A 17,825-nucleotide genomic window follows, 5' to 3' on the forward strand; every position below is an offset into this window, starting at 1 on the left:
GGCACGACGTCGAAGGAGTGCCCATCGTGGAGTACACAGCAGCACCGGACGCGCCTCCGCCCGGCGCCATGCTCACGGCGACCCGCTCGTGGAAGCAGGGCTCGTGGCACACCCCGTCCCGGGCCCTGCTCCCGGCCGCCCTGGTGTCCCTCGCCGGCTTCGTCCTGCTCGTGCTCCACCAGCCACTGGCCGGGTACGGGCTGCTGGCCGCGGCGCTCGCGGTGGCCGCCGCCGTCGACCGCGCCCTGTTCCGGGACCTGGCGCTCATCGCCTTCGGTATCACCGTGATGACCTTCGTGCCCATCACCACGGACATCAGCATGGGGCACATGGCGGTCATGGGTTCGGCGATGATCCTCGCCGTCGGCGTGCCCTATACTGTCTCGCGCTTCGTGTACCGCGATCATGCGGTCACCTTCCCCCTGCGGACCGGCGAGCCCTGGACCCGCACGGAGAAGTGGTACCTGCCCGTCGTCGTCGTGATGGGCTATGCCCTGCTGCCCTTCTACATGATCAGCACCGGCGTCTACACGAACTGGCCGGCGGCGTCGGAACCGGCGGAGATCGCCCGCCTGTTCGTCGGCACCAACGGGCTCGGGATCTGGGACGAGCTGTTCTTCATCTGCACGGTCTTCGCGCTCCTGCGCCGGCACCTGCCCATGGTGCAGGCCAACGTGCTGCAGGCGGTCCTCTTCACCTCGTTCCTGTGGGAGCTGGGCTTCAGGGCGTGGGCGCCGCTGTTCATCGTCCCGTTCGCGCTCCTGCAGGCCTTCATCTTCACCCGGACGCGCTCGCTGTCCTACATCATCTGTGTGCACCTCCTGTTCGACTTCGTGCTGTTCCTCGTCCTCCTCCACGCGCACAACCGGGCGTGGTTCGACATCTTCGTCTACTGAGGGTGGGTCGCGGAGTCTCCGAGCGAACGTGCGCACCGGAAGCCGATGTGCGAGGTCGCCGTGTCCTCGGTCTGGGGGGAGCGGGCGGCCGGGCGGTAGCGCAGGCAGTATTCCGGAGCGCAGAGGTGTGAGCCTCCCTTGAGGACGCGGCGTGGGATGCCGGACCCGGGCTCCGCGCTTTCGGCGGCCCGGTCCCGGTGCGGAGTACACGCGCAGCCGCTGACCTGGTGGGTCGCTGCCGCCTCCACCGTGTCGTGGCGGGCCGAGTAGTAGGTGCCGGTCCATTCCCAGACGTTCCCGATCATGTCGAGGAGCCCGTACCCGTTCGCGGGGAACGTCCCGACGGGGGAGGTTCCCCTCCACCCGTTCGCTCCCGTCCGAAGGTACGGGAACCGTCCCTGCCACGTGTTGGCCATCAGCACACCGTCCGGCCTGACCTCGTTCCCCCACGCATAGGTGAACGCGTCGGACAGTCCGCCCCGGGCGGCGAACTCCCATTCCGCTTCCTCCGGGAGCCGTTTGCCGGCCCAGGCCGCATAGGCGCCGGCGTCGGTGAAGGACACCTGCACGACCGGGTGGTCCTCCTTGCCGTCGATGGAGGATCCGGGCCCCAGCGGCCGCTGCCAGCACGCACCCGGGACCCAGCGCCACCACTGTCTCCAGTCGCCCAGGTCCACCGGGCCGGGTGACGGGGTGAAGACCAACCCGCCCGGGGCCAGGTCACGGGGGGAGAGGCCGGGGAACTCGACCGGGTCCAGCGGCCGCTCGGCCACGGTCACGTACCCCGTTGCCGCAACGAACTCGGCGAATTCCGCGGTGGTCACGGGACGTTCATCCAGCTCGAAGGGTGGCACGCGGACCCGGTGTGCGGGGCCCTCGTCGGCGTAGAACTCCTCCGATCCCATGCGGAACTCGCCGGCCGGAATGTGCAGCATCGTCGGAGTCACAGGCATACCGGGCGTCATCCTTCCCGTTCCGCAGGGGCCGGCCGCTCCGTCAGGTGGGGACCGGATGCTCGTCACTGGCCATGGCGGGACCGATGCTACCCGCTGTCGCACCATCCCTCCAGAGGCCGTCCGACGCCCACGGTCGAGGGTTCATTCCTTTGGGGTGAGGCGGAGGCCGGCCGGTCGGGGCAGGGTGAGTGAGCGAGCCCGCAGACCACCACCCCGAGGAGTCCCATGTCCATCACGGAGTACAACCCAGGCGACCGCTTCCCGGGCGTGATCGGGCGGACCATCGAGGAGTCGAAGCAGGCCTGGCCCGCTCCTCAACGGGCTCCCGAAGGAGCGCCGAATGTGTTGCTCGTCGTCCTCGACGACGTCGGCTATGGGCAGATCTCCTGCTTCGGCGGTCTGGTGGAGACACCGAACATCGACCGCGTGGCGGCGAACGGTCTGCGGTACGCGAATATGCACACCACGGCACTGTGTTCACCGAGTCGGTCGTGCATCCTGACCGGCCGCAACCATCATTCCAATGGAGTTGCCAGCATCATGGAGCTGGCCACCGGCTTCCCCGGCTACGACGGCCGGATGCCGTTCGAGAACGGCATGCTGCCGGAGATGTTGATCGACCACGGCTACAACACGTTCTGCGTGGGAAAGTGGCATCTGTCGCCGTCGGAGGACAATTCCCCGGCCGGGCCGTTCCACCGCCGGCCTCTCGGGCGGGGATTCGAGCGCTATTACGGGTTCCTCGGCGGTGAGACCAACCAGTGGTATCCGGATCTCACGCAGGACAACGCGTCGGTCCAGCAGCCGCGGCTGCCCGAGGACGGTTACCACTTGAGCGAGGACCTGGCGGACCAGGCGATCAGGATGATCCTGGACAGCGAGGCCAACGCGCCGGACAAGCCGTTCTTCATGTATTACGCCCCCGGTGCGGGCCACGCCCCGCACCACGTGCCGAAGGACTGGGCGGACCGGTACCGCGGCCGGTTCGACGAGGGGTGGGACGCGTATCGGGAATCGGTGTTCGCCCGCCAGAAGGAGATCGGCCTGTTCCCGGCCGACGCCGAACTGTCCCCCCGTGACCCTGATGTCCCGGAGTGGAACTCGCTGAACGACGACGAGCGTCGGTTGTACGCCCGGATGATGGAGGTCTACGCCGGTTTCGTCTCGCATGCGGACCACCACTTCGGACGCGTGCTGGACACTCTCCAGCAGATCGGCGAGCTCGAGAACACGCTGGTCATGGTCATCTCGGACAATGGCGCCTCGGCCGAAGGCGGCGTGACGGGCTCCTTCAACGAGATGCTGTTCTTCAACCAGGTCCCCGAGAACTTCGAGGACAACCTTGCGATGATCGACGAACTGGGCGGCACCCGGGCCTACAACCACTATCCGTGGGGATGGACGTGGGCGGGCAACACGCCGTTCCGCCGCTGGAAGCGGGAGACGTACCGTGGTGGGGCGACCGACCCGTTCGTCGTCGCCTGGCCGGCGAGGATCGCGGCACGCGGCGAAGTCCGCAGCCAGTACGCCCACGCGATCGACCTGGTCCCCACGGTCCTCGACGCCCTGCGTTTCGAGCCGCCGGCCGCCGTGCGCGGAGTTCCCCAGGCCCCGATCGAGGGGGTCAGCTTCGCCCGTTCCTTCGACACGGCGGATGCGCCGACCGGCCACACCACGCAGTACTTCGAGATGTTCGGCCACCGGGCGATCTATCACGACGGGTGGCGGGCCGTGTGTCCCTGGCCGGGACCGAATTACACGGAGGCCGCAGCCGCGGGACGCCGGATGGGCGGGCTGATCACCCCGGAGGTCCTCGAGCAGCTCGACGCGAGCGGATGGGAGCTCTACGACATCACGGAGGATCCCACCGAGTCGTCCAACATCGCTGCCGAGCACCCGGACCGACTGCGACACCTGATTGCCCTGTGGTGGGAGGAAGCCGAGAAGTACAAGGTCCTGCCTCTGGACGGCTCGCTCCAGGAACGCCTGACGACCGAGCGTCCGCAGACATCGAGGCCCCGCAGCCGCTTCACCTATCACCCGCACACCTCGCTGGTCCCTGCTTTCGCAGCCCCGCCGGTCCTCAACCGACCCCATTCCATCGAGGCCGACGTCGACATCCCCACCGATGGCACCAGCGGCGTCCTCATCGCCCAGGGTGGGGATGCCGGTGGGTACACCTTCTTCATGGACGACGGACGCCTGCGGTACGTGTACAACTACGTCGGCCGCGAACGGTTCGAGGTGTCCTCCTCCGAGCCCCTGTCCCCGGGACGGCATGTCCTCCGCTACGAGTTCGAGCCCACGGGCCGGCCCGACTTCACGGTGGGCAAGGGAACACCCGGACGCGCCCAGCTCTACATCGACGGCACCCTGGTCGGGAACGCGGACTTCCCCTACACCACGCCGCTCCTCTTCGAACTCGAAGGCCTCAGTTGCGGGTACGACTTCGGCGCCCCGGCAGCCAAGCACTATTCGCCACCGTTCAGCTTCACGGGCGCGATCCACTCGGTCACGATCGAGGTCTCCGGCGAGCTGATCCGTGACAACGACGCCGACATAGCCCGGCTGATGGCGCAGCAATGAGACAGGAGTGCAGGCTCGCGCCCGGCGAGAGCACGTCCTGCGGACCCGGGAAGGTGCACTGAATGCCGATCTACGAGTACCGCTGCCCTCGATGTGAGGTGTACGAGGTCATCCGCGGCATGGGGGAGGCTCCTGCGGAGGATGCCTGCCCGACCTGCGGGCAGCCGGCCCGGCGGAAGATCAGTGCACCCCATGTCTCCAGAACGGGAACTCCGGCCTTCCAGCTGATCGACTCGACCATGCGCAGTGCGTCGGATCCCCGGGTGGTCTCCGGGGCGCTCCCGTCCACGGGCACGAACGCCGGCCCCCCCTACTCGTCGAATCCGCTGCACCAGAAATTGCCGCGCCCCTAGTCATGGAGCGCGGCGCGACTCATCAAAGGAGATGAAATGCCTGACGTGATATTCCCCCTCGATTCGAGCAGGAAGTTCGAGGACCAGGAGAAGATCGGACACAACCGGTGGCACCCCGAGATTCCCCCGGTGGCCACGGTGAAGCCGGGAGACTCCTTCAGGGTTCATTGCCGGGAATGGTTCGACGGCGCCATCGTCAACGACGATTCCGCCGATGACATCCTGAACGCGCCGCTGCTCACCGTCCACAAACTCAGCGGCCCCTTCGCCGTGGAAGGGGCGAAGCCCGGGGACCTCCTCGTCGTCGACATCCTGGATGTCGGGCCGATCCCGCAGGAGGATTCGGGGCCACTGGCAGGGCAGGGGTGGGGGTATACCGGCATCTTCTCGCGGAACAACGGCGGCGGGTTCCTGACCGAGCAGTTCCCGGACGCCTACAAGGCCATCTGGGACTTCAGCGGGCAGGTGGCGATCTCGCGCCATGTGCCGGAGGTGTCCTACGTCGGGCTCATCCACCCGGGCCTGATGGGAACCGCGCCCTCCGCCGAGCTGCTGGCCAAATGGAACAAGCGCGAAGGGGACCTGATCGCCACGGACCCCACTCGGGTTCCCCCGCTGGCATTGCCACCTGAGCCACGGGAGGCCCTGCTCGGGAGCCTGCCGGCGTCGGACTTCGACCGGGTCGCCGGGGAGGCGGCCCGCACGGCACCGCCCCGGGAGAACGGCGGCAACCAGGACATCAAGAACCTGTCGAAGGGCTCCCGGATCTTCTACCCCGTGTTCGTGGACGGCGCGAACCTGTCCCTGGGTGATCTCCACTTCTCGCAGGGCGATGGTGAGATCACCTTCTGCGGTGCGATCGAGATGGGCGGCTTCATCGACCTCCGGGTCGACATCATCAGGGGCGGCATGGACATCTACGGCGTGAGCGAGAACGCCATCTTCATGCCCGGCATCGTCGACCCCCGGTACAGCGAATGGATCGCCTTCTCGGGCACGTCCGTGACCCTCGACGGCAGGCAGCACTACCTCGATTCGCACCTGTCCTACCAGCGGGCCTGCCTGCACGCGATCGACTACCTGACGAAGTTCGGCTACAGCCCCGAGCAGGCCTACCTGCTGCTGGGATCGGCGCCGATCGAAGGCAGGCTCTCGGGCGTGGTCGACATTCCCAACTCCTGCTCCACCGTCTACATCCCGACGGCGATCTTCGACTTCGACGTCCGACCCTCCGCCGCCGGCCCGTACAGGATCGACGCCGGTATGGGCGCGCCGAGATCGACCAACACCTAACCCTGTCATCTCCCGCCTGCGCCGGTGGGGCCGTCCTGGTCGGCCTCACCGGTGCAGGTGCGCGCCCTCGCATCCTTCCCTGCATCGATCCGGCCTGCTGCGCAGGGATCCAGCACCATCGACCCTTGACGTCGGCCGACCGTTACGGTTAACTAGTTGAGTAACTAACCAGCTGACCCGGAGGCCGCGGTGATCGAGGAAGGCAAACCGCTGTTCGTGCAGATCGCCGAGCAGGTCGGGGATTCGATCGTGGACGGGAGCATCGCCGAGGAGGCGCAGGCTCCGTCGACGAACGAGCTCGCCGCCTTCTACCGCATCAATCCGGCGACCGCGGCGAAGGGGGTGAACATGCTAGTGGACAAGGGAGTGCTCTACAAGCGCCGGGGGATCGGCATGTTCGTCGCCGCCGGTGCCCGCGACCTGCTGCTCAGGGAGCGCCGCAACGACTTCGCCCTGCGGTACGTCCAACCCCTCCTTGCCGAGGCGCGCAGGATCGGGCTCGAACCCGACGACGTCGTGAGCCTCATCCGAGCCGGCGCAGAGCCGGCGACCCCGTAAGGGCAATCGAATCGAAGGACATCATGGACTCTGTTATCGAGGTCCGGAACCTCACGAAACGCTACAAGGACGTCCTCGCCCTCGACGACGTCGGCTTCGACATCCGGAAGGACACCATCTACGGCTTCCTGGGCCGCAACGGCGCCGGCAAGACCACCGCGATGTCGATCCTGACGGCGCAGAACCTCCCGTCGAGCGGACAGGTCCGCGTCTTCGGTGAGGATCCCTACGAGAACGCACGGGTGCTCAGCCGCATGTGCTTCGTGCGTGAGAGCCAGAAGTACCCGGACGACGCCACATCCCGGCACGCCCTCGCCTCCGCCCGCCTGTTCTTCCCGCGGTGGGACCAGGAGCTCGCCGACGACCTGGTGGAGGAGTTCCAGCTGCCGCTCAAGCGCACCATCAAGAAGCTCTCGCGCGGGCAGCTCTCGGCCGTCGGCGTCATCATCGGCCTGGCGTCCCGCGCGGAGATCACCTTCTTCGACGAGCCGTACCTCGGTCTCGACGCCGTCGCCCGCCAGATCTTCTACGACCGCCTGCTCACGGACTACGCCGAGCATCCGCGGACCGTGGTCCTGTCCAGCCACCTCATCGACGAGGTCTCGAACCTCATCGAGCGCGTGCTCGTGATCGATGGCGGGCGCATCATCATGGACGAGTCCACGGAAGATGCCCGCGCGCTGGCCACGAACGTCGTCGGCGATGCCGCGACCGTCGAGAGGGCTCTCCACGGCCGCGAGGTCATCCACCGCGAGAGCCTCGGCCGCGTGGCCTCCGTGACGTTCCTCGGACGGCTCGACGCCGCCGAGCGCGACGCGCTCGCCTCCGCGGGCATCGACCTCGCGCCGGTCTCCCTCCAGCAGCTCATCGTCCGCCTCACCCAGCAGAGAACCCCTGGCCGCGACGCGTTCGCCGCGGCTGCGCAGGAAGGAAGCCTCCGATGACCACCCTCGAGTCCGGCAGCGCGACCCGCCCTGCCGTCCTGCGCAACCGCACGCGCAACGTGGTGCGCCTGCAGTTCGTCAACACGCAGACGTTCCTCTGGGTGCCGGCCCTCGTCCTGGGCGGTGCCTGGGTCCTGACGATGCTCATCTACTGGATCCTCCAGAACGCGGGGGTCACCGGGGTCAAGACCGGCGGGGGTTCTCAGGCCCCGCTGTGGTATTTCCTCGTGGTCGGCATCCAGGCCATGACCATGACCTTCCCCTTCTCGCAGGCGATGAGCCTGACGCGCCGGGAGTTCTACGTCGGCTCCCTCGCGGCGGCTGCGGTCAGCGGACTGGGGATGTCGCTGGTGTTCGTGCTGCTCGGCCTGGTCGAACGGGCCACGGAGGGCTACGGCATGAACGGCTACTTCGCCTACCTGGACTGGCTGTGGGAGGGGGGACCGCTCGCGGCGGGCCTGACGTACTTCGTGCTGACCATGCTGTTCTTCATCGTCGGCTTCTGGTCCGCCACCATCTACAAGCGGTACGGCACAGCAGTGCTCACGACCGTCCTGATCGGTATCGGCCTCGCGCTCGTGGGTGTGGTGGCCCTCGTGACGTGGCAGCAGGCCTGGCCGGCGGTGGGGCAGTGGGTCCTCGACACCGGATCGCTCGGACTGACCCTGTGGGCTATCGCCGTGTGCGTGCTGCTCGCCGCCGGGTCCTACCTCACGCTGCGCAGGATGCCCGCCTGATGAGTACGCCCTCCGACGCCGCCGCCTTCATCGACGACGCCCTCCAGTACGAGAGTGCATGGGAGCGCGCCGAGGACTACGAGCGGCGCTTCGGGGCGGGCCTGGAGTACTACGGGGCCTCCATCGGCGCAGTCCGCGGTACCGTCCGCAGCGCGGAACGCCGGTATCCGGATCTCGGGCACGACGGCCTCACCGCCCTCGCCTCCGACCTCTGGTCCCGCCCCGTGTTCGAGCGCCGCCTGGCAGCCGTGGTCCTGCTGCAATCGGCGGTCCGGCTGCTGCGCCACTCCGACCTCACGCGGATCGAGGGCTTCCTCCGCTCGGCGTCGCTGCCCGATCTCGCGGATCCGCTCGCGGTGGACGTCGTCGGACCGATGCTCGTGCGGCTGAGCGGACCGGACGCCGTCCGGGCCGCGTCCGTCCTGGACCGGTGGGCGGCCGGGCAGGATGCCGCCCTGCGCCGGGCCGCGGTCCTCGCCCATCTGCCGGCGTTCCGGGCGGGCCAGGGCGACGACGCCTCGTTCCGCCGGACGGTCCGCCTCGTCTCCGGCGCCGGGCAGGGCCGCGTGCCCGCAGTCGAGGACGCCATCGATCTGGTGCGGGGCAGCGGCGCGGTCTGAGGGCTGCGGGCGTCAGCGGATGTCGATGGTCCGGACGATCTTGCCGCGGAGCGCCGGCAGGAGGTGATGGAGGCCCATCAGGCCGAGACCGTACCGGCGGACGCGTCGCATCGACGTCGCCACCCGCAGCCGCGGGTCGATCCGCACCGCGCCGAGGCCGAGCCGGCGCGAGATCTTGACGGAGAAGTCGATGTCCTCATCGCGTTCGTCGATGGAGGTCCGCCCGATCCCGCCGGTCGCCAGATAGGCCGAGGAACGCACCGCCATGTTGTGGCCGGCGACGAAGCGCAGGTAGGCGGGGTCCAGGTGCTGCACGGCCATCATGACCCGCAGCGTCGCCAGCGCACCCGGCATGAGGAGGTCGTCGCCCCACCGGAAGTGCCCGTCCCGCAGCGGGACGCTCGTGCCGCCGACCAGCTGCACCTCCGGGTGGTGCGCGAACAGGGCGCGGATGTGGCTCGTCCAGTCCGCCTCGGGCTCGCTGTCGCCGTCCGTGCGGGCCACGAGCGTGAATCCGTCCGCGATCGCGGCACGGAACCCGGTGTCGCACGCGGCGCCCGTGCCCTTCTGGCGCTCCACCAGGATCCGGACGTCGAGGCCGGGTTCGGCGGCCGCGAAGCGTTCGACGCGCTGCACGGTGTCGTCGGTGGAGCCGTTGTCCACGACGTAGACCCGCAGGTCCGCGGCGTCGCGCTGCGCGCGGAGGGCGTCGAGCGTGCGGGCGATGCCGGGTTCGTTGAACACGGGGACGACGACGGCGAGGCGGTCGGTCACGAATGGGTCCTTCGGGGAAGCAGGGGTGTCGAGGATGAGTCCATCGCCGCTGGCCACGGCCGCACCGCGCCCTCGTCCCCGCCGGTCGCTGACACGCGAGGGGTCGAGTCGGACGTCGTCGTTGAAGCTCATGGTCCAACCATAAGCCGACTTAGCGTTGGCCGGGTCGCGGCCCGCCGGGTCCTAGCCGGCCGGCGCGGACACCCCGGGCGGCGGCGTCCGTGCGCCGAGTACGTCCGCGGCACCCAACCGGAGGGCTCGAAGCTCATCCTCGAGGATCACCGCGGCGCGCCGATGGCCGTCAGCGGCCAGATGCACCTCGTCGGCGAGGTAGGCCTCGAGACCGTGGGTCGTCAGCCAGTCGCCCGCCGAGACGAACGGGACGCCGCGCGTCCTCGCGACGTCACCCAGAAGGGCGTCGACCTCGGTGCGCCTCCCGCCGCCGTCCTCGGCGCTGCGGCTGAGGGTGCCCACCATGACCAGCCGCGACGACGGATACGTGCGCTGGAGATCGAGGACCAGGGCGTTCGCGCTTCGGAGGATGTCGCCGTCGGACACCCCCTGCGTGGCATCGTTGCCGCCACCGCCGACGACGACGAGCGCGGGATCACCGTGCGGCAGCACCCACCGGTTGCTCGTGAGGGAGTCGTGGTAGTTGGGGACGCGGGTGTACCGGGTCGAGGCGACGAAGCCCGTGCCGTTCGCCCCGGCGAACCTCACCGAGTAGCCGAGGCTGCGCAGGGCGACCTGCGGCCAGCTCCCGCGCCCTGAGGACTGGGAATCTCCGATGAGGACGGCGGTGCGCCCGATATCCGGTACAACGATCTCGCGCCGACCGGTGAAGGGATTCTTCACGATGCTGCCGACCGCGGACGGTGTGTCGGTCGTGCTCATGACGGCCGGAGGAACCGGTCCGAGGAGGAACCCGAGTGCCACGACGAGCGACACGACGGCCGCGCGGGAAGGAAAGATGGTTCCGCCCATCGAGCCCCCCGATCCTCGTCCTCACCGCACCTGCGGCGTCCGCGGCCCCAGCCTATCGCCGGGGACCGTCGTGGTACACGGTCCCCGGCGAACCGTGGGCGATGCCGCCATCTAGTGCAGCGGAGCCGGGGCGTCGTCGGCGGTCTCGGGCTTGCGGACGAAGAACGAGGCGACGACGGCGAGCAGGAAGATGGCCGCACCGTACAGGAAGGCCGCCCGGATCCCCCCGGCGAGAGCGACGTCGGTGGCGGCACCGCTCTCCGCCAGCGACGTGCTCCGGAGCGTCATGACCGAGATGAACAGGGCGGTGCCGGCGGCACCCGCCAGTTGCTGGACCGTGCCGAAGACCGCGCTGCCGTGGGAGTAGAGCCGTGGCCGCACCGAGCCGAGGGCCGAGGTCAGGAGCGGCGTGAACATCAGCGCCAGGCCGATGCTGAGCAGGACGTGCGCGACGAGGACGAGGGGCACGGGCGTCGTCTCCGTCACCTGGGTCATGGCCCAGAAGACGGCGCTCACCAGGAACGCACCCGGGACCAGGAGGATACGGGGTCCGCGGCGGTCGTAGACGCGCCCGACGACCGGTCCGAGCAGCCCCATGGCCAGCCCGCCCGGGAGCAGGAGCAGCCCGGACTGGAAGGGGGTCAGGCCGAGGACGGACTGCGCGTAGATGGGGATCAGGATGATGGTGCCGAACAGGGCCATCATGCTGACCGCGATGGCGACGATGGAGATGGAGAAGTTCTTCGAGGTGAACACCCGCAGGTCCAGCAGGGCGGACTCACGCCGTTGCAGGACGAGCTGGCGGGTGACGAACACCGCGAGGCCGGCCAAACCGACGACGAGGGGGACCCAGGCGGGGATCGCGCTGCCCGTGGACGCCTCACCGAGCTGGCTCAGCCCGTAGATGATGCCGCCGAAGGCGACGGCGGAGAGGACGACCGAGGGGACGTCGATGGAGGACCGCCGGGGCGTGGTCACGTTCTGCATCTTGGCCGAGCCGACGGCCAGTGCCGCGAGCGAGATCGGCAGGACCAGCCAGAACAGCCAGCGCCACTCGAGCGCGCTGAGGATGGCGCCGGAGATGGTGGGGCCGAGCGCGGGCGCGACGGAGATGACGATCGAGATGTTGCCCATCACCTTGCCCCGGGAGGCCGGCGGGACGAGCGTCATGACCGTGGTCATGAGCAGCGGCATCATGATCGCGGTGCCGCTGGCCTGCACCACCCGTCCCACCACGAGGATCTCGAAGCCCGGGGCCATGGCCGCGATGAACGTGCCGAGGCTGAACAGGCTCATCGCCGCCATGAAGACGGGTCGGGTGTTGAAGCGCTGCAGGAGGAAGCCGGTGATCGGGATGACCACGGCCATGGTGAGCATGAACGCCGTGGTCAGCCACTGGCCCGCACCCACCGTGATGCCGAGGTCGGTGACGAGGCGGGGGATCGCGACGCCCATGATCGTCTCGTTGAGGATCACCACGAACGCCGAGATGAGCAGGAGCGTGATGACCAGCTTGTCGCGGGCGGGGAGGGTGCCTGCGACGACCGCCGGTCCGTCCGGTCGGGAGGTCGGACTGACGGCATCGGTGCGCGATGCGTCCTGGCCGGGATCGGCGTCGGTGACGCGGGACGGGGGGCTCTGGGGCATGGAAATCCTTGATGGTTGATCCGGTCAATCATCTGAACCACGACCGATCGGACTCTATTCCGGCGTGTGCCCGCTCGGGGGAGCGGACCCGTCGTCGCCTAGCATGGAGCGGGTGAATGCTTTCTACCGCGATCTCGGCAGCGGAAAATTCGAGTCGACCGTCCACGCCCAGGGCGCCTGGAACCCGCAGGAGCAGCACATGGCTCCGATCTCGGGCCTGCTCACGCAGTGCCTGCTCGAGTGCGAACCGCGCGAGGGGATGCAGCTCAGCCGGGTGAGCTTCGACATCCTCGGGATGATCCCGGGCGGCGAGTTCTACGTGACCACCGCCGTCGTCCGTCCCGGGCGGACCATCGAACTGGTCGAGGCCCGCATGGAGGCGGCGGGCCGGACGGCGATCGTCGCCCGGGCCTGGCGGCTCGGCACCCAGGACACGGCCGACGTCGCGGGCACGGAGGACCCCCGGATACCCGGCCCCGACGACGCCGGACCCCACGAGGGCATGACCGCGTGGCCGGGCGGCTTCATCAGGTCGCTCGAGGTCCGCGTGGTCCCCGGGCACCGGCCCGGGAGGGGACAGGTCTGGATGCGCAATCCCCACGCCATGGTGGAGGGCCGCCAGAGCTCCGACGTCGTCCGGCTCGTCGGGATGATGGACGCCGCGAACGGGATCGCCTCCCGCGTGGCGCCGGGAGGGGACAGCTGGATCTTCCCCAATGTCGATCTGCAGATCCACCTCCACCGCATGCCGCGGGGCGAGTGGCTGGGACTGGACACGCGCGTGACCTTCGGCGGGCACGGCGTGGGCCTGACCTCCAGCGTGGTGCACGACCTCGAGGGACCCTTCGGCCGCCTCGAGCAGATCCTCACGGTGCGCCGGCTCTGACGCGCCGGATCCGGCCCGCCGGGACGCCCCGGCCCGGAGCTGCGGAGACCATCCGCGAGTACCCCCCCCCGACGACGGCGCCGACCGGCGCCCTGACGAAGGAGCACCCATGCAGTATCGGACACTCGGCAACAGCGGCACCTCGGTGTCGCACCTCGCCCTCGGCACGATGACCTTCGGCGCGGAAGCGGACGAGGCGACCTCCCACGCCATCCTGTCGGACTACGCCGCCGCGGGCGGCAATCTCATCGACACCGCGGACGTCTACACCGCCGGGGTGTCGGAGGAGATCATCGGGCGGTGGCTCGCGACGAACCCCGCGGAGCGGGACCGCATGGTCCTCGCGTCCAAGGGACGGTTCCCGATGGGTGAGGACGTCAACGACCTCGGCCTGTCCCGGCGCCACCTCCGCAAGGCCCTGGACGCATCGCTGACCCGCCTCGGCGTCGACCACATCGACCTCTACCAGGTCCACTCGTGGGATCCGCTGACACCGCTCGAGGAGACCCTCGGTTTCCTCGACGAGGCCGTGGTCCAGGGCAGGATCGGCTACTACGGGTTCTCCAACTACACCGGGTGGCAGCTGACGAAGGCCGTGATGATCGCCCGGCAGCGCGGCTACTCCCTCCCCGTCACCCTGCAGCCCCAGTACTCGCTGCTCGTGCGTGAGATCGAAGCGGAGATCGTGCCGGCCGTGCTCGACGCCGGCATGGGGATGCTGCCGTGGTCACCGCTCGGCGGCGGCTGGCTGACGGGCAAGTACACGCGCGACACCGAGCCGACGGGCGCCACGCGGCTGGGCGAGAACCCGCAGCGCGGCATGGAGGCCTGGGAGCAGCGCAACGCCCAGGAGCGCACCTGGCGGATCATCGACACCGTGACCGGCATCGCCACCGAGCGCGGCGTCAACGCCTCGCACGTGGCGCTCGCCTGGGTCGCCGCGAAGCCCGCCGTGACGTCCGTGATCCTCGGCGCCCGGACACAGGAGCAGCTGGCCGACAACCTCGCCTCCGCCGACCTCGCCCTGACGGCGGAGGAACTCGGACGCCTGGACGAGGTCAGCGCACCCACCTTCTCCGACTACCCGTACGGCACACCCGGCGTCGAGCAGCGCAGCCGGGCGATCGGCGGCGGCCGCTAGACCCGGCGGGCGACGGCGCGGGTCGGGGCGCCGACTGCCTACGATGGACGGATGAGCAATCCGTGGCACGGTGCAGCCGGGCTCGCACTGGTCCTCGATCCCGTGTCCGACGACGCCGCCGCCGAACTCGACCGGGGGATCGGCCTCCTCCGCGAGGTCGCCGCCGGGGACCGGCCGCCCACCCTGCGCCTCTACCGTCCGAGCCCCACCGTCGCCTTCGGGCAGCGGGACGCCCGGCTTCCGGGGTTCGGGGAGGCCGCGACCGCCGTCGCCCGGCAGGGCTTCGCGCCGCTGGTCCGGCGTGCCGGCGGGCGCGCCGCCGCCTACCACCGGGGGTGCCTCGTGGTCGACCACCTCGAACCGGCGCCCGACGCCGTGGCCGGCACCCGGGCGCGTTTCGCCGCGTTCGGCGACTTCTTCGCGGAGGTGCTCGCCGACGTCGGGCTCGACGCGCGCGTGGGCGAGGTGCCGGGGGAGTACTGCCCGGGCGAGTTCAGCGTGCACGGACGGCGGGACGGCGTCCCGGCGATCAAGCTCGTCGGGACCGCCCAGCGGGTGGTCGCGGGAGCCTGGCTCTTCTCGTCGGTGATCGTCGTCCAGGATGCGGCACCCCTGCGGGCGGTCCTGACCGACGCCTACGCCGCCCTGGGGCTCCCGTGGCTGCCGTCCACCGCGGGCGCGGCCGAGGACCTCGCCCCAGGGGTGACCGTCGACGCCGTCGAGGGTTCGCTGCTCGCCGCGTACGCCGGCGTCGTCAGCCTCGACGCCCCCGCGCTCAATACCCCCTCCGCGTCCGGCCCGTCCTGAGGCCGGACGCGGCGGGCGTCAGGAGCCGCGCCGGATCCACTCCTCGAGGTGCGGGGCCTCGTCGCCGATCGTGGTGCTGTCGCCGTGCCCGGTCCGGGCGATGGTCTCCGGCGGCAGGGTGAGCAGCTTCGTCCGGATGGACTCGATGATCGTCGGGAAGTCGCTGTAGGAGCGGCCCGTGGCGCCGGGCCCGCCCTGGAACAGCGTGTCGCCGGTGAAGACGGTGCCCGCCTCCTCCAGGTAGTAGCACACCGAGCCCGGGGAATGGCCCGGCGTGTGCAGCGCCCTCAGGGTCACCCCGGCCACCTCGATCGTGTCGCCGTCGCCGATCGACTGGTCGGGGCTGAGCTCGGGGAACACCATGTCCCACAGCACGCGATCGCCGTCGTGCAGGTGGATCGGCGCGTGCACGGCGTCGAACAGGTCGCCGACCGCGCGGATGTGGTCGTCGTGCGCGTGGGTGAGGAGGATGGCCCGGACCGTGCGGCCGTTGATCTGCTCCACGATCGCCGAGGCGTCGTGCGGTGCGTCGATGACCACGCACTCGTCGTCGTCCCCGACGATCCAGACGTTGTTGTCGACGTCCCAGGTGCCGCCGTCGAGCGAGAAGGTGCCCGAGGTGACGAGGTGTTCGACCCGCGCGGCCATCAGAGCTCCACCACCGAGCGGAGCACGGTGCCACCGTGCATCTTGTCGAAGGCCTCTTCCACCTGGTCGAGCCGGATGCGCTCCGTGACGAAGGCGTCCAGGTCGAGGTTGCCCTGCAGGTAGTGGCTGACGAGCATGGGGAAGTCCCGGCTCGGCAGGCAGTCCCCGTACCAGGAGGACTTGAGGGCGCCGCCGCGGCCGAAGACGTCGAGGAGCGGCAGTTCGACGGTCATCTCGGGGGTGGGGACCCCGACGAGCACCACGGTCCCGGCGAGGTCGCGGGCGTAGAACGCCTGCTTGTACGTCTCGGGGCGTCCGACGGCGTCGATCACGACGTCCGCGCCGTTGCCGCCGGTCAGAGCACGGATGGCCTCCACGGGGTCCTCGTCCTTCGAGTTCAGGACGTGCGTGGCGCCGAGGCCCTTCGCGAGCTCGAGCTTCCGATCGTCGATGTCGACGGCGATGATCGTGGTGGCCCCGGCGAGCTTCGCTCCGGCGACGGCGGCGATGCCCACACCGCCGCAGCCGATGACGGCGACGGAGTCGCCGCGGGAGACGCTGCCCGTGTTGATGGCCGCACCGATCCCGGCCATGACGCCGCAGCCCAGCAGGCCCACGGCGGCGGCGTCGGCGTCCGGGTCCACCTTGGTGCACTGGCCGGCGGCGACGAGGGTCTTCTCGGCGAACGCGCCGATGCCGAGGGCCGCGGAGAGCACGGTCCCGTCCTCCAGGGTCATCTTCTGGGTCGCGTTGTGCGTGTCGAAGCAGTACTGCGGCTCACCCCGGCGGCACGCCCGGCACTCGCCGCAGACGGCACGCCAGTTCAGGATCACGCGGTCGCCCGGGGCGACGGTCGTGACGTCGTCGCCGACCGCGCTCACGACACCCGTGGCCTCGTGTCCGAGGAGGAACGGGAACTCGTCGTTGATGGCACCCTGCTTGTAGTGCAGGTCCGTGTGGCAGACGCCGCAGGTGATGATGTCGACGAGGGCCTCGCCGGGACCGGGATCGGGGACGAGGATGGTCTCGATGGTGGCGGGGGCGTCCTTCGCCCGCACCACGACCCCCTGAACTGTGTGCACCATGTGTTGCTGTCCTTCCGCTGGTGGGCGGCGGCCGGGTGACCGACCTGCCGCTCCCAGCATATGGCGGACGGCGCGGGGGCGCGGGGGCCGCAGACCTAGGCGGAGATCCTTGCCCTGACCTCGGCGACCGAGGGGTTGGTGGCGGTGCTGCCGTCGGGGAAGATCACCGTCGGTACGGTCTGGTTGCCGCCGTTCAGGGACGCCACGAGGTCGGCGGTCCCCTCGACCTCCTCGATGTTGATCTCGGTGTAGCCGATACCCTGCGCGGCGAGCTGCGACTTCAGGCGACGGCAGTACCCGCACCACGTGGTGGAGAACATGGTGATGGATCCTGCTTCGGGCGTGTAGTCCACGGTGCTCCTCGTCTGTGCGAGCGGATCTCCCGCGCGCAGGTGGTGGGTGGGTGCGGGCCCGGTTGCTCCCGCACCGTCGTCAACGCGTGATCGTGCCTGCCCATTCCTGCTGCTCGTTCCTCCCGGCAGGGCTCCCGGCCCATTGCCGCCGGAGCCCGCACGGGTAGGCTTCCGGCATGGCTGAAACAGAGGAAGAACCGAGCGTGAAACAACTGGCCGCCGTCCGCGTGGCCATCAACGAGGTGGACGAGCAGATCGTGTCCCTCATCTCCCGCCGCGAGCGGCTCGTCCGGCGGGCCGGTGCCCTCAAGCGGGACGACGCCTCCGTCCGCGCGCCGGCCCGGGTGGAACAGGTCATCACGAACGTGCGCGGCTACGCGTCGAAGCAGGGCGTCGACCCGGCGGTCGTCGAACAGACGTACCGCGCCATGATCGAGGCGTTCATCGACTACGAGCTGCGGGTGCGGCGGGAGCAGTAGCGCACGTCCGGGTGACGCTCCCGCCGTCGTCCCGCGCGGGCTGGTTGGTCGGCCCTCCGCCCACCCGATACGATCAGC

The 17,825-nt window shown here is 69.7% G+C and carries 19 protein-coding genes; 12 read left to right on the top strand and 7 right to left on the bottom strand.

Annotated features, from left to right (window positions below):
• Positions 1 to 68: 68 nt before the first annotated feature.
• A complete protein-coding gene (locus tag CXQ92_RS01090; protein ID WP_104166588.1) occupies positions 69 to 896 on the top strand; it encodes a CPBP family intramembrane glutamic endopeptidase in 828 nt (275 codons plus the stop codon).
• Here CXQ92_RS01090 and CXQ92_RS01095 read toward each other — a convergent pair.
• Positions 890 to 1,849 carry a formylglycine-generating enzyme family protein gene (locus tag CXQ92_RS01095; protein WP_258069637.1) on the bottom strand — a complete coding sequence of 320 codons (960 nt, stop codon included), beginning with the start codon at positions 1,847 to 1,849 and terminating at the stop codon, positions 890 to 892. The two genes, CXQ92_RS01090 and CXQ92_RS01095, sit on opposite strands and share 7 nt — an antisense overlap.
• A gap of 228 nt (positions 1,850 to 2,077) precedes the next feature.
• Between CXQ92_RS01095 and CXQ92_RS01100 the strand changes: the two genes are divergently transcribed.
• The 7 genes from CXQ92_RS01100 to CXQ92_RS01130 all read left to right on the top strand — a co-directional run bounded on the left by CXQ92_RS01100 (position 2,078) and on the right by CXQ92_RS01130 (position 8,943).
• Positions 2,078 to 4,438, top strand: coding sequence for an arylsulfatase (locus tag CXQ92_RS01100; RefSeq protein ID WP_104164520.1), 2,361 nt, complete (start codon positions 2,078 to 2,080; stop codon positions 4,436 to 4,438).
• A 62-nt stretch (positions 4,439 to 4,500) separates the two neighbouring features.
• Positions 4,501 to 4,791: an FmdB family zinc ribbon protein gene (locus CXQ92_RS01105; protein WP_104164522.1), complete on the top strand. Its 291-nt coding sequence runs from the start codon at positions 4,501 to 4,503 to the stop codon at positions 4,789 to 4,791.
• Between the two features lie 36 nt (positions 4,792 to 4,827).
• Positions 4,828 to 6,084: a formamidase gene (gene fmdA / locus CXQ92_RS01110; protein ID WP_104164524.1), complete on the top strand. Its 1,257-nt coding sequence runs from the start codon at positions 4,828 to 4,830 to the stop codon at positions 6,082 to 6,084.
• Between the two features lie 189 nt (positions 6,085 to 6,273).
• A complete protein-coding gene (locus tag CXQ92_RS01115; RefSeq protein WP_104164526.1) occupies positions 6,274 to 6,642 on the top strand; it encodes a GntR family transcriptional regulator in 369 nt (122 codons plus the stop codon).
• A gap of 23 nt (positions 6,643 to 6,665) precedes the next feature.
• Entirely contained in the window at positions 6,666 to 7,586 is a 921-nt protein-coding gene (locus CXQ92_RS01120; RefSeq protein ID WP_104164528.1) for an ABC transporter ATP-binding protein, read from the top strand.
• Positions 7,583 to 8,323 (top strand): hypothetical protein, encoded by a 741-nt coding sequence (locus tag CXQ92_RS01125; RefSeq protein ID WP_104164530.1) that lies wholly within the window; start codon positions 7,583 to 7,585, stop codon positions 8,321 to 8,323. Before CXQ92_RS01120 ends, CXQ92_RS01125 begins: the two co-directional genes overlap by 4 nt.
• A complete protein-coding gene (locus CXQ92_RS01130) occupies positions 8,323 to 8,943 on the top strand; it encodes a DNA alkylation repair protein (RefSeq protein ID WP_104164532.1) in 621 nt (206 codons plus the stop codon). Before CXQ92_RS01125 ends, CXQ92_RS01130 begins: the two co-directional genes overlap by 1 nt.
• Positions 8,944 to 8,955: 12 nt before the next feature.
• Here the strand turns inward: CXQ92_RS01130 and CXQ92_RS01135 are convergent, their stop codons facing one another.
• The 3 genes from CXQ92_RS01135 to CXQ92_RS01145 form a co-directional block, all read right to left on the bottom strand.
• Positions 8,956 to 9,849 carry a glycosyltransferase family 2 protein gene (locus tag CXQ92_RS01135; protein ID WP_104164534.1) on the bottom strand — a complete coding sequence of 298 codons (894 nt, stop codon included), beginning with the start codon at positions 9,847 to 9,849 and terminating at the stop codon, positions 8,956 to 8,958.
• 51 nt (positions 9,850 to 9,900) lie between these two features.
• Complete coding sequence (locus tag CXQ92_RS01140; protein WP_104164536.1) at positions 9,901 to 10,701, bottom strand: SGNH/GDSL hydrolase family protein; 801 nt, start codon at positions 10,699 to 10,701, stop codon at positions 9,901 to 9,903.
• 111 nt (positions 10,702 to 10,812) lie between these two features.
• Positions 10,813 to 12,348: an MDR family MFS transporter gene (locus CXQ92_RS01145; protein ID WP_104164538.1), complete on the bottom strand. Its 1,536-nt coding sequence runs from the start codon at positions 12,346 to 12,348 to the stop codon at positions 10,813 to 10,815.
• Positions 12,349 to 12,451: 103 nt separating this feature from the next.
• Between CXQ92_RS01145 and CXQ92_RS01150 the strand changes: the two genes are divergently transcribed.
• From CXQ92_RS01150 to CXQ92_RS01160, 3 genes are all read left to right on the top strand, one after another.
• Positions 12,452 to 13,234 (top strand): thioesterase family protein, encoded by a 783-nt coding sequence (locus tag CXQ92_RS01150; RefSeq protein WP_104164540.1) that lies wholly within the window; start codon positions 12,452 to 12,454, stop codon positions 13,232 to 13,234.
• A gap of 109 nt (positions 13,235 to 13,343) precedes the next feature.
• The gene (locus CXQ92_RS01155; RefSeq protein WP_104164542.1) at positions 13,344 to 14,375 is read left to right on the top strand and encodes an aldo/keto reductase; all 1,032 of its coding nucleotides are present in this window, start codon (positions 13,344 to 13,346) and stop codon (positions 14,373 to 14,375) included.
• Between the two features lie 51 nt (positions 14,376 to 14,426).
• On the top strand, positions 14,427 to 15,182 hold the full coding sequence (locus CXQ92_RS01160; protein ID WP_104164544.1) for a lipoate--protein ligase: 756 nt from the start codon (positions 14,427 to 14,429) through the stop codon (positions 15,180 to 15,182).
• Positions 15,183 to 15,200: 18 nt separating this feature from the next.
• Here CXQ92_RS01160 and CXQ92_RS01165 read toward each other — a convergent pair whose 3' ends face one another.
• From CXQ92_RS01165 to CXQ92_RS01175, 3 genes are all read right to left on the bottom strand, one after another.
• Positions 15,201 to 15,830 carry an MBL fold metallo-hydrolase gene (locus CXQ92_RS01165; RefSeq protein ID WP_104164546.1) on the bottom strand — a complete coding sequence of 210 codons (630 nt, stop codon included), beginning with the start codon at positions 15,828 to 15,830 and terminating at the stop codon, positions 15,201 to 15,203.
• Entirely contained in the window at positions 15,830 to 16,915 is a 1,086-nt protein-coding gene (locus CXQ92_RS01170; RefSeq protein ID WP_104164548.1) for an S-(hydroxymethyl)mycothiol dehydrogenase, read from the bottom strand. The genes CXQ92_RS01165 and CXQ92_RS01170 overlap by 1 nt, the downstream gene beginning before the upstream one ends.
• Before the next feature lie 95 nt (positions 16,916 to 17,010).
• On the bottom strand, positions 17,011 to 17,268 hold the full coding sequence (locus tag CXQ92_RS01175) for a mycoredoxin (protein ID WP_104164550.1): 258 nt from the start codon (positions 17,266 to 17,268) through the stop codon (positions 17,011 to 17,013).
• Between the two features lie 176 nt (positions 17,269 to 17,444).
• Here CXQ92_RS01175 and CXQ92_RS01180 point away from each other — a divergent pair, with 176 nt between their 5' ends.
• A complete protein-coding gene (locus CXQ92_RS01180; RefSeq protein WP_104164552.1) occupies positions 17,445 to 17,747 on the top strand; it encodes a chorismate mutase in 303 nt (100 codons plus the stop codon).
• The last annotated feature ends 78 nt before the right edge of the window (positions 17,748 to 17,825 follow it).

The sequence above is a fragment of the Arthrobacter sp. SX1312 genome, assembly GCF_002929295.1.
Taxonomy (GTDB): Bacteria; Actinomycetota; Actinomycetes; order Actinomycetales; family Micrococcaceae; genus Arthrobacter_D.

Excerpts from the sequence above, each read along its gene's own strand:
- CXQ92_RS01090 (WP_104166588.1), top strand. The coding sequence starts at position 69 with ATGCTCACGGCGACCCGCTCGTGGAAGCAGGGCTCGTGGCACACCCCG.
- CXQ92_RS01095 (WP_258069637.1), bottom strand. The coding sequence starts at position 1,849 with ATGCCTGTGACTCCGACGATGCTGCACATTCCGGCCGGCGAGTTCCGC.
- CXQ92_RS01100 (WP_104164520.1), top strand. The coding sequence starts at position 2,078 with ATGTCCATCACGGAGTACAACCCAGGCGACCGCTTCCCGGGCGTGATC.
- CXQ92_RS01105 (WP_104164522.1), top strand. The coding sequence starts at position 4,501 with ATGCCGATCTACGAGTACCGCTGCCCTCGATGTGAGGTGTACGAGGTC.
- fmdA (WP_104164524.1), top strand. The coding sequence starts at position 4,828 with ATGCCTGACGTGATATTCCCCCTCGATTCGAGCAGGAAGTTCGAGGAC.
- CXQ92_RS01120 (WP_104164528.1), top strand. The coding sequence starts at position 6,666 with ATGGACTCTGTTATCGAGGTCCGGAACCTCACGAAACGCTACAAGGAC.
- CXQ92_RS01125 (WP_104164530.1), top strand. The coding sequence starts at position 7,583 with ATGACCACCCTCGAGTCCGGCAGCGCGACCCGCCCTGCCGTCCTGCGC.
- CXQ92_RS01130 (WP_104164532.1), top strand. The coding sequence starts at position 8,323 with ATGAGTACGCCCTCCGACGCCGCCGCCTTCATCGACGACGCCCTCCAG.
- CXQ92_RS01135 (WP_104164534.1), bottom strand. The coding sequence starts at position 9,849 with ATGAGCTTCAACGACGACGTCCGACTCGACCCCTCGCGTGTCAGCGAC.
- CXQ92_RS01140 (WP_104164536.1), bottom strand. The coding sequence starts at position 10,701 with ATGGGCGGAACCATCTTTCCTTCCCGCGCGGCCGTCGTGTCGCTCGTC.
- CXQ92_RS01145 (WP_104164538.1), bottom strand. The coding sequence starts at position 12,348 with ATGCCCCAGAGCCCCCCGTCCCGCGTCACCGACGCCGATCCCGGCCAG.
- CXQ92_RS01150 (WP_104164540.1), top strand. The coding sequence starts at position 12,452 with ATGGAGCGGGTGAATGCTTTCTACCGCGATCTCGGCAGCGGAAAATTC.
- CXQ92_RS01155 (WP_104164542.1), top strand. The coding sequence starts at position 13,344 with ATGCAGTATCGGACACTCGGCAACAGCGGCACCTCGGTGTCGCACCTC.
- CXQ92_RS01160 (WP_104164544.1), top strand. The coding sequence starts at position 14,427 with ATGAGCAATCCGTGGCACGGTGCAGCCGGGCTCGCACTGGTCCTCGAT.
- CXQ92_RS01165 (WP_104164546.1), bottom strand. The coding sequence starts at position 15,830 with ATGGCCGCGCGGGTCGAACACCTCGTCACCTCGGGCACCTTCTCGCTC.
- CXQ92_RS01170 (WP_104164548.1), bottom strand. The coding sequence starts at position 16,915 with ATGGTGCACACAGTTCAGGGGGTCGTGGTGCGGGCGAAGGACGCCCCC.
- CXQ92_RS01180 (WP_104164552.1), top strand. The coding sequence starts at position 17,445 with ATGGCTGAAACAGAGGAAGAACCGAGCGTGAAACAACTGGCCGCCGTC.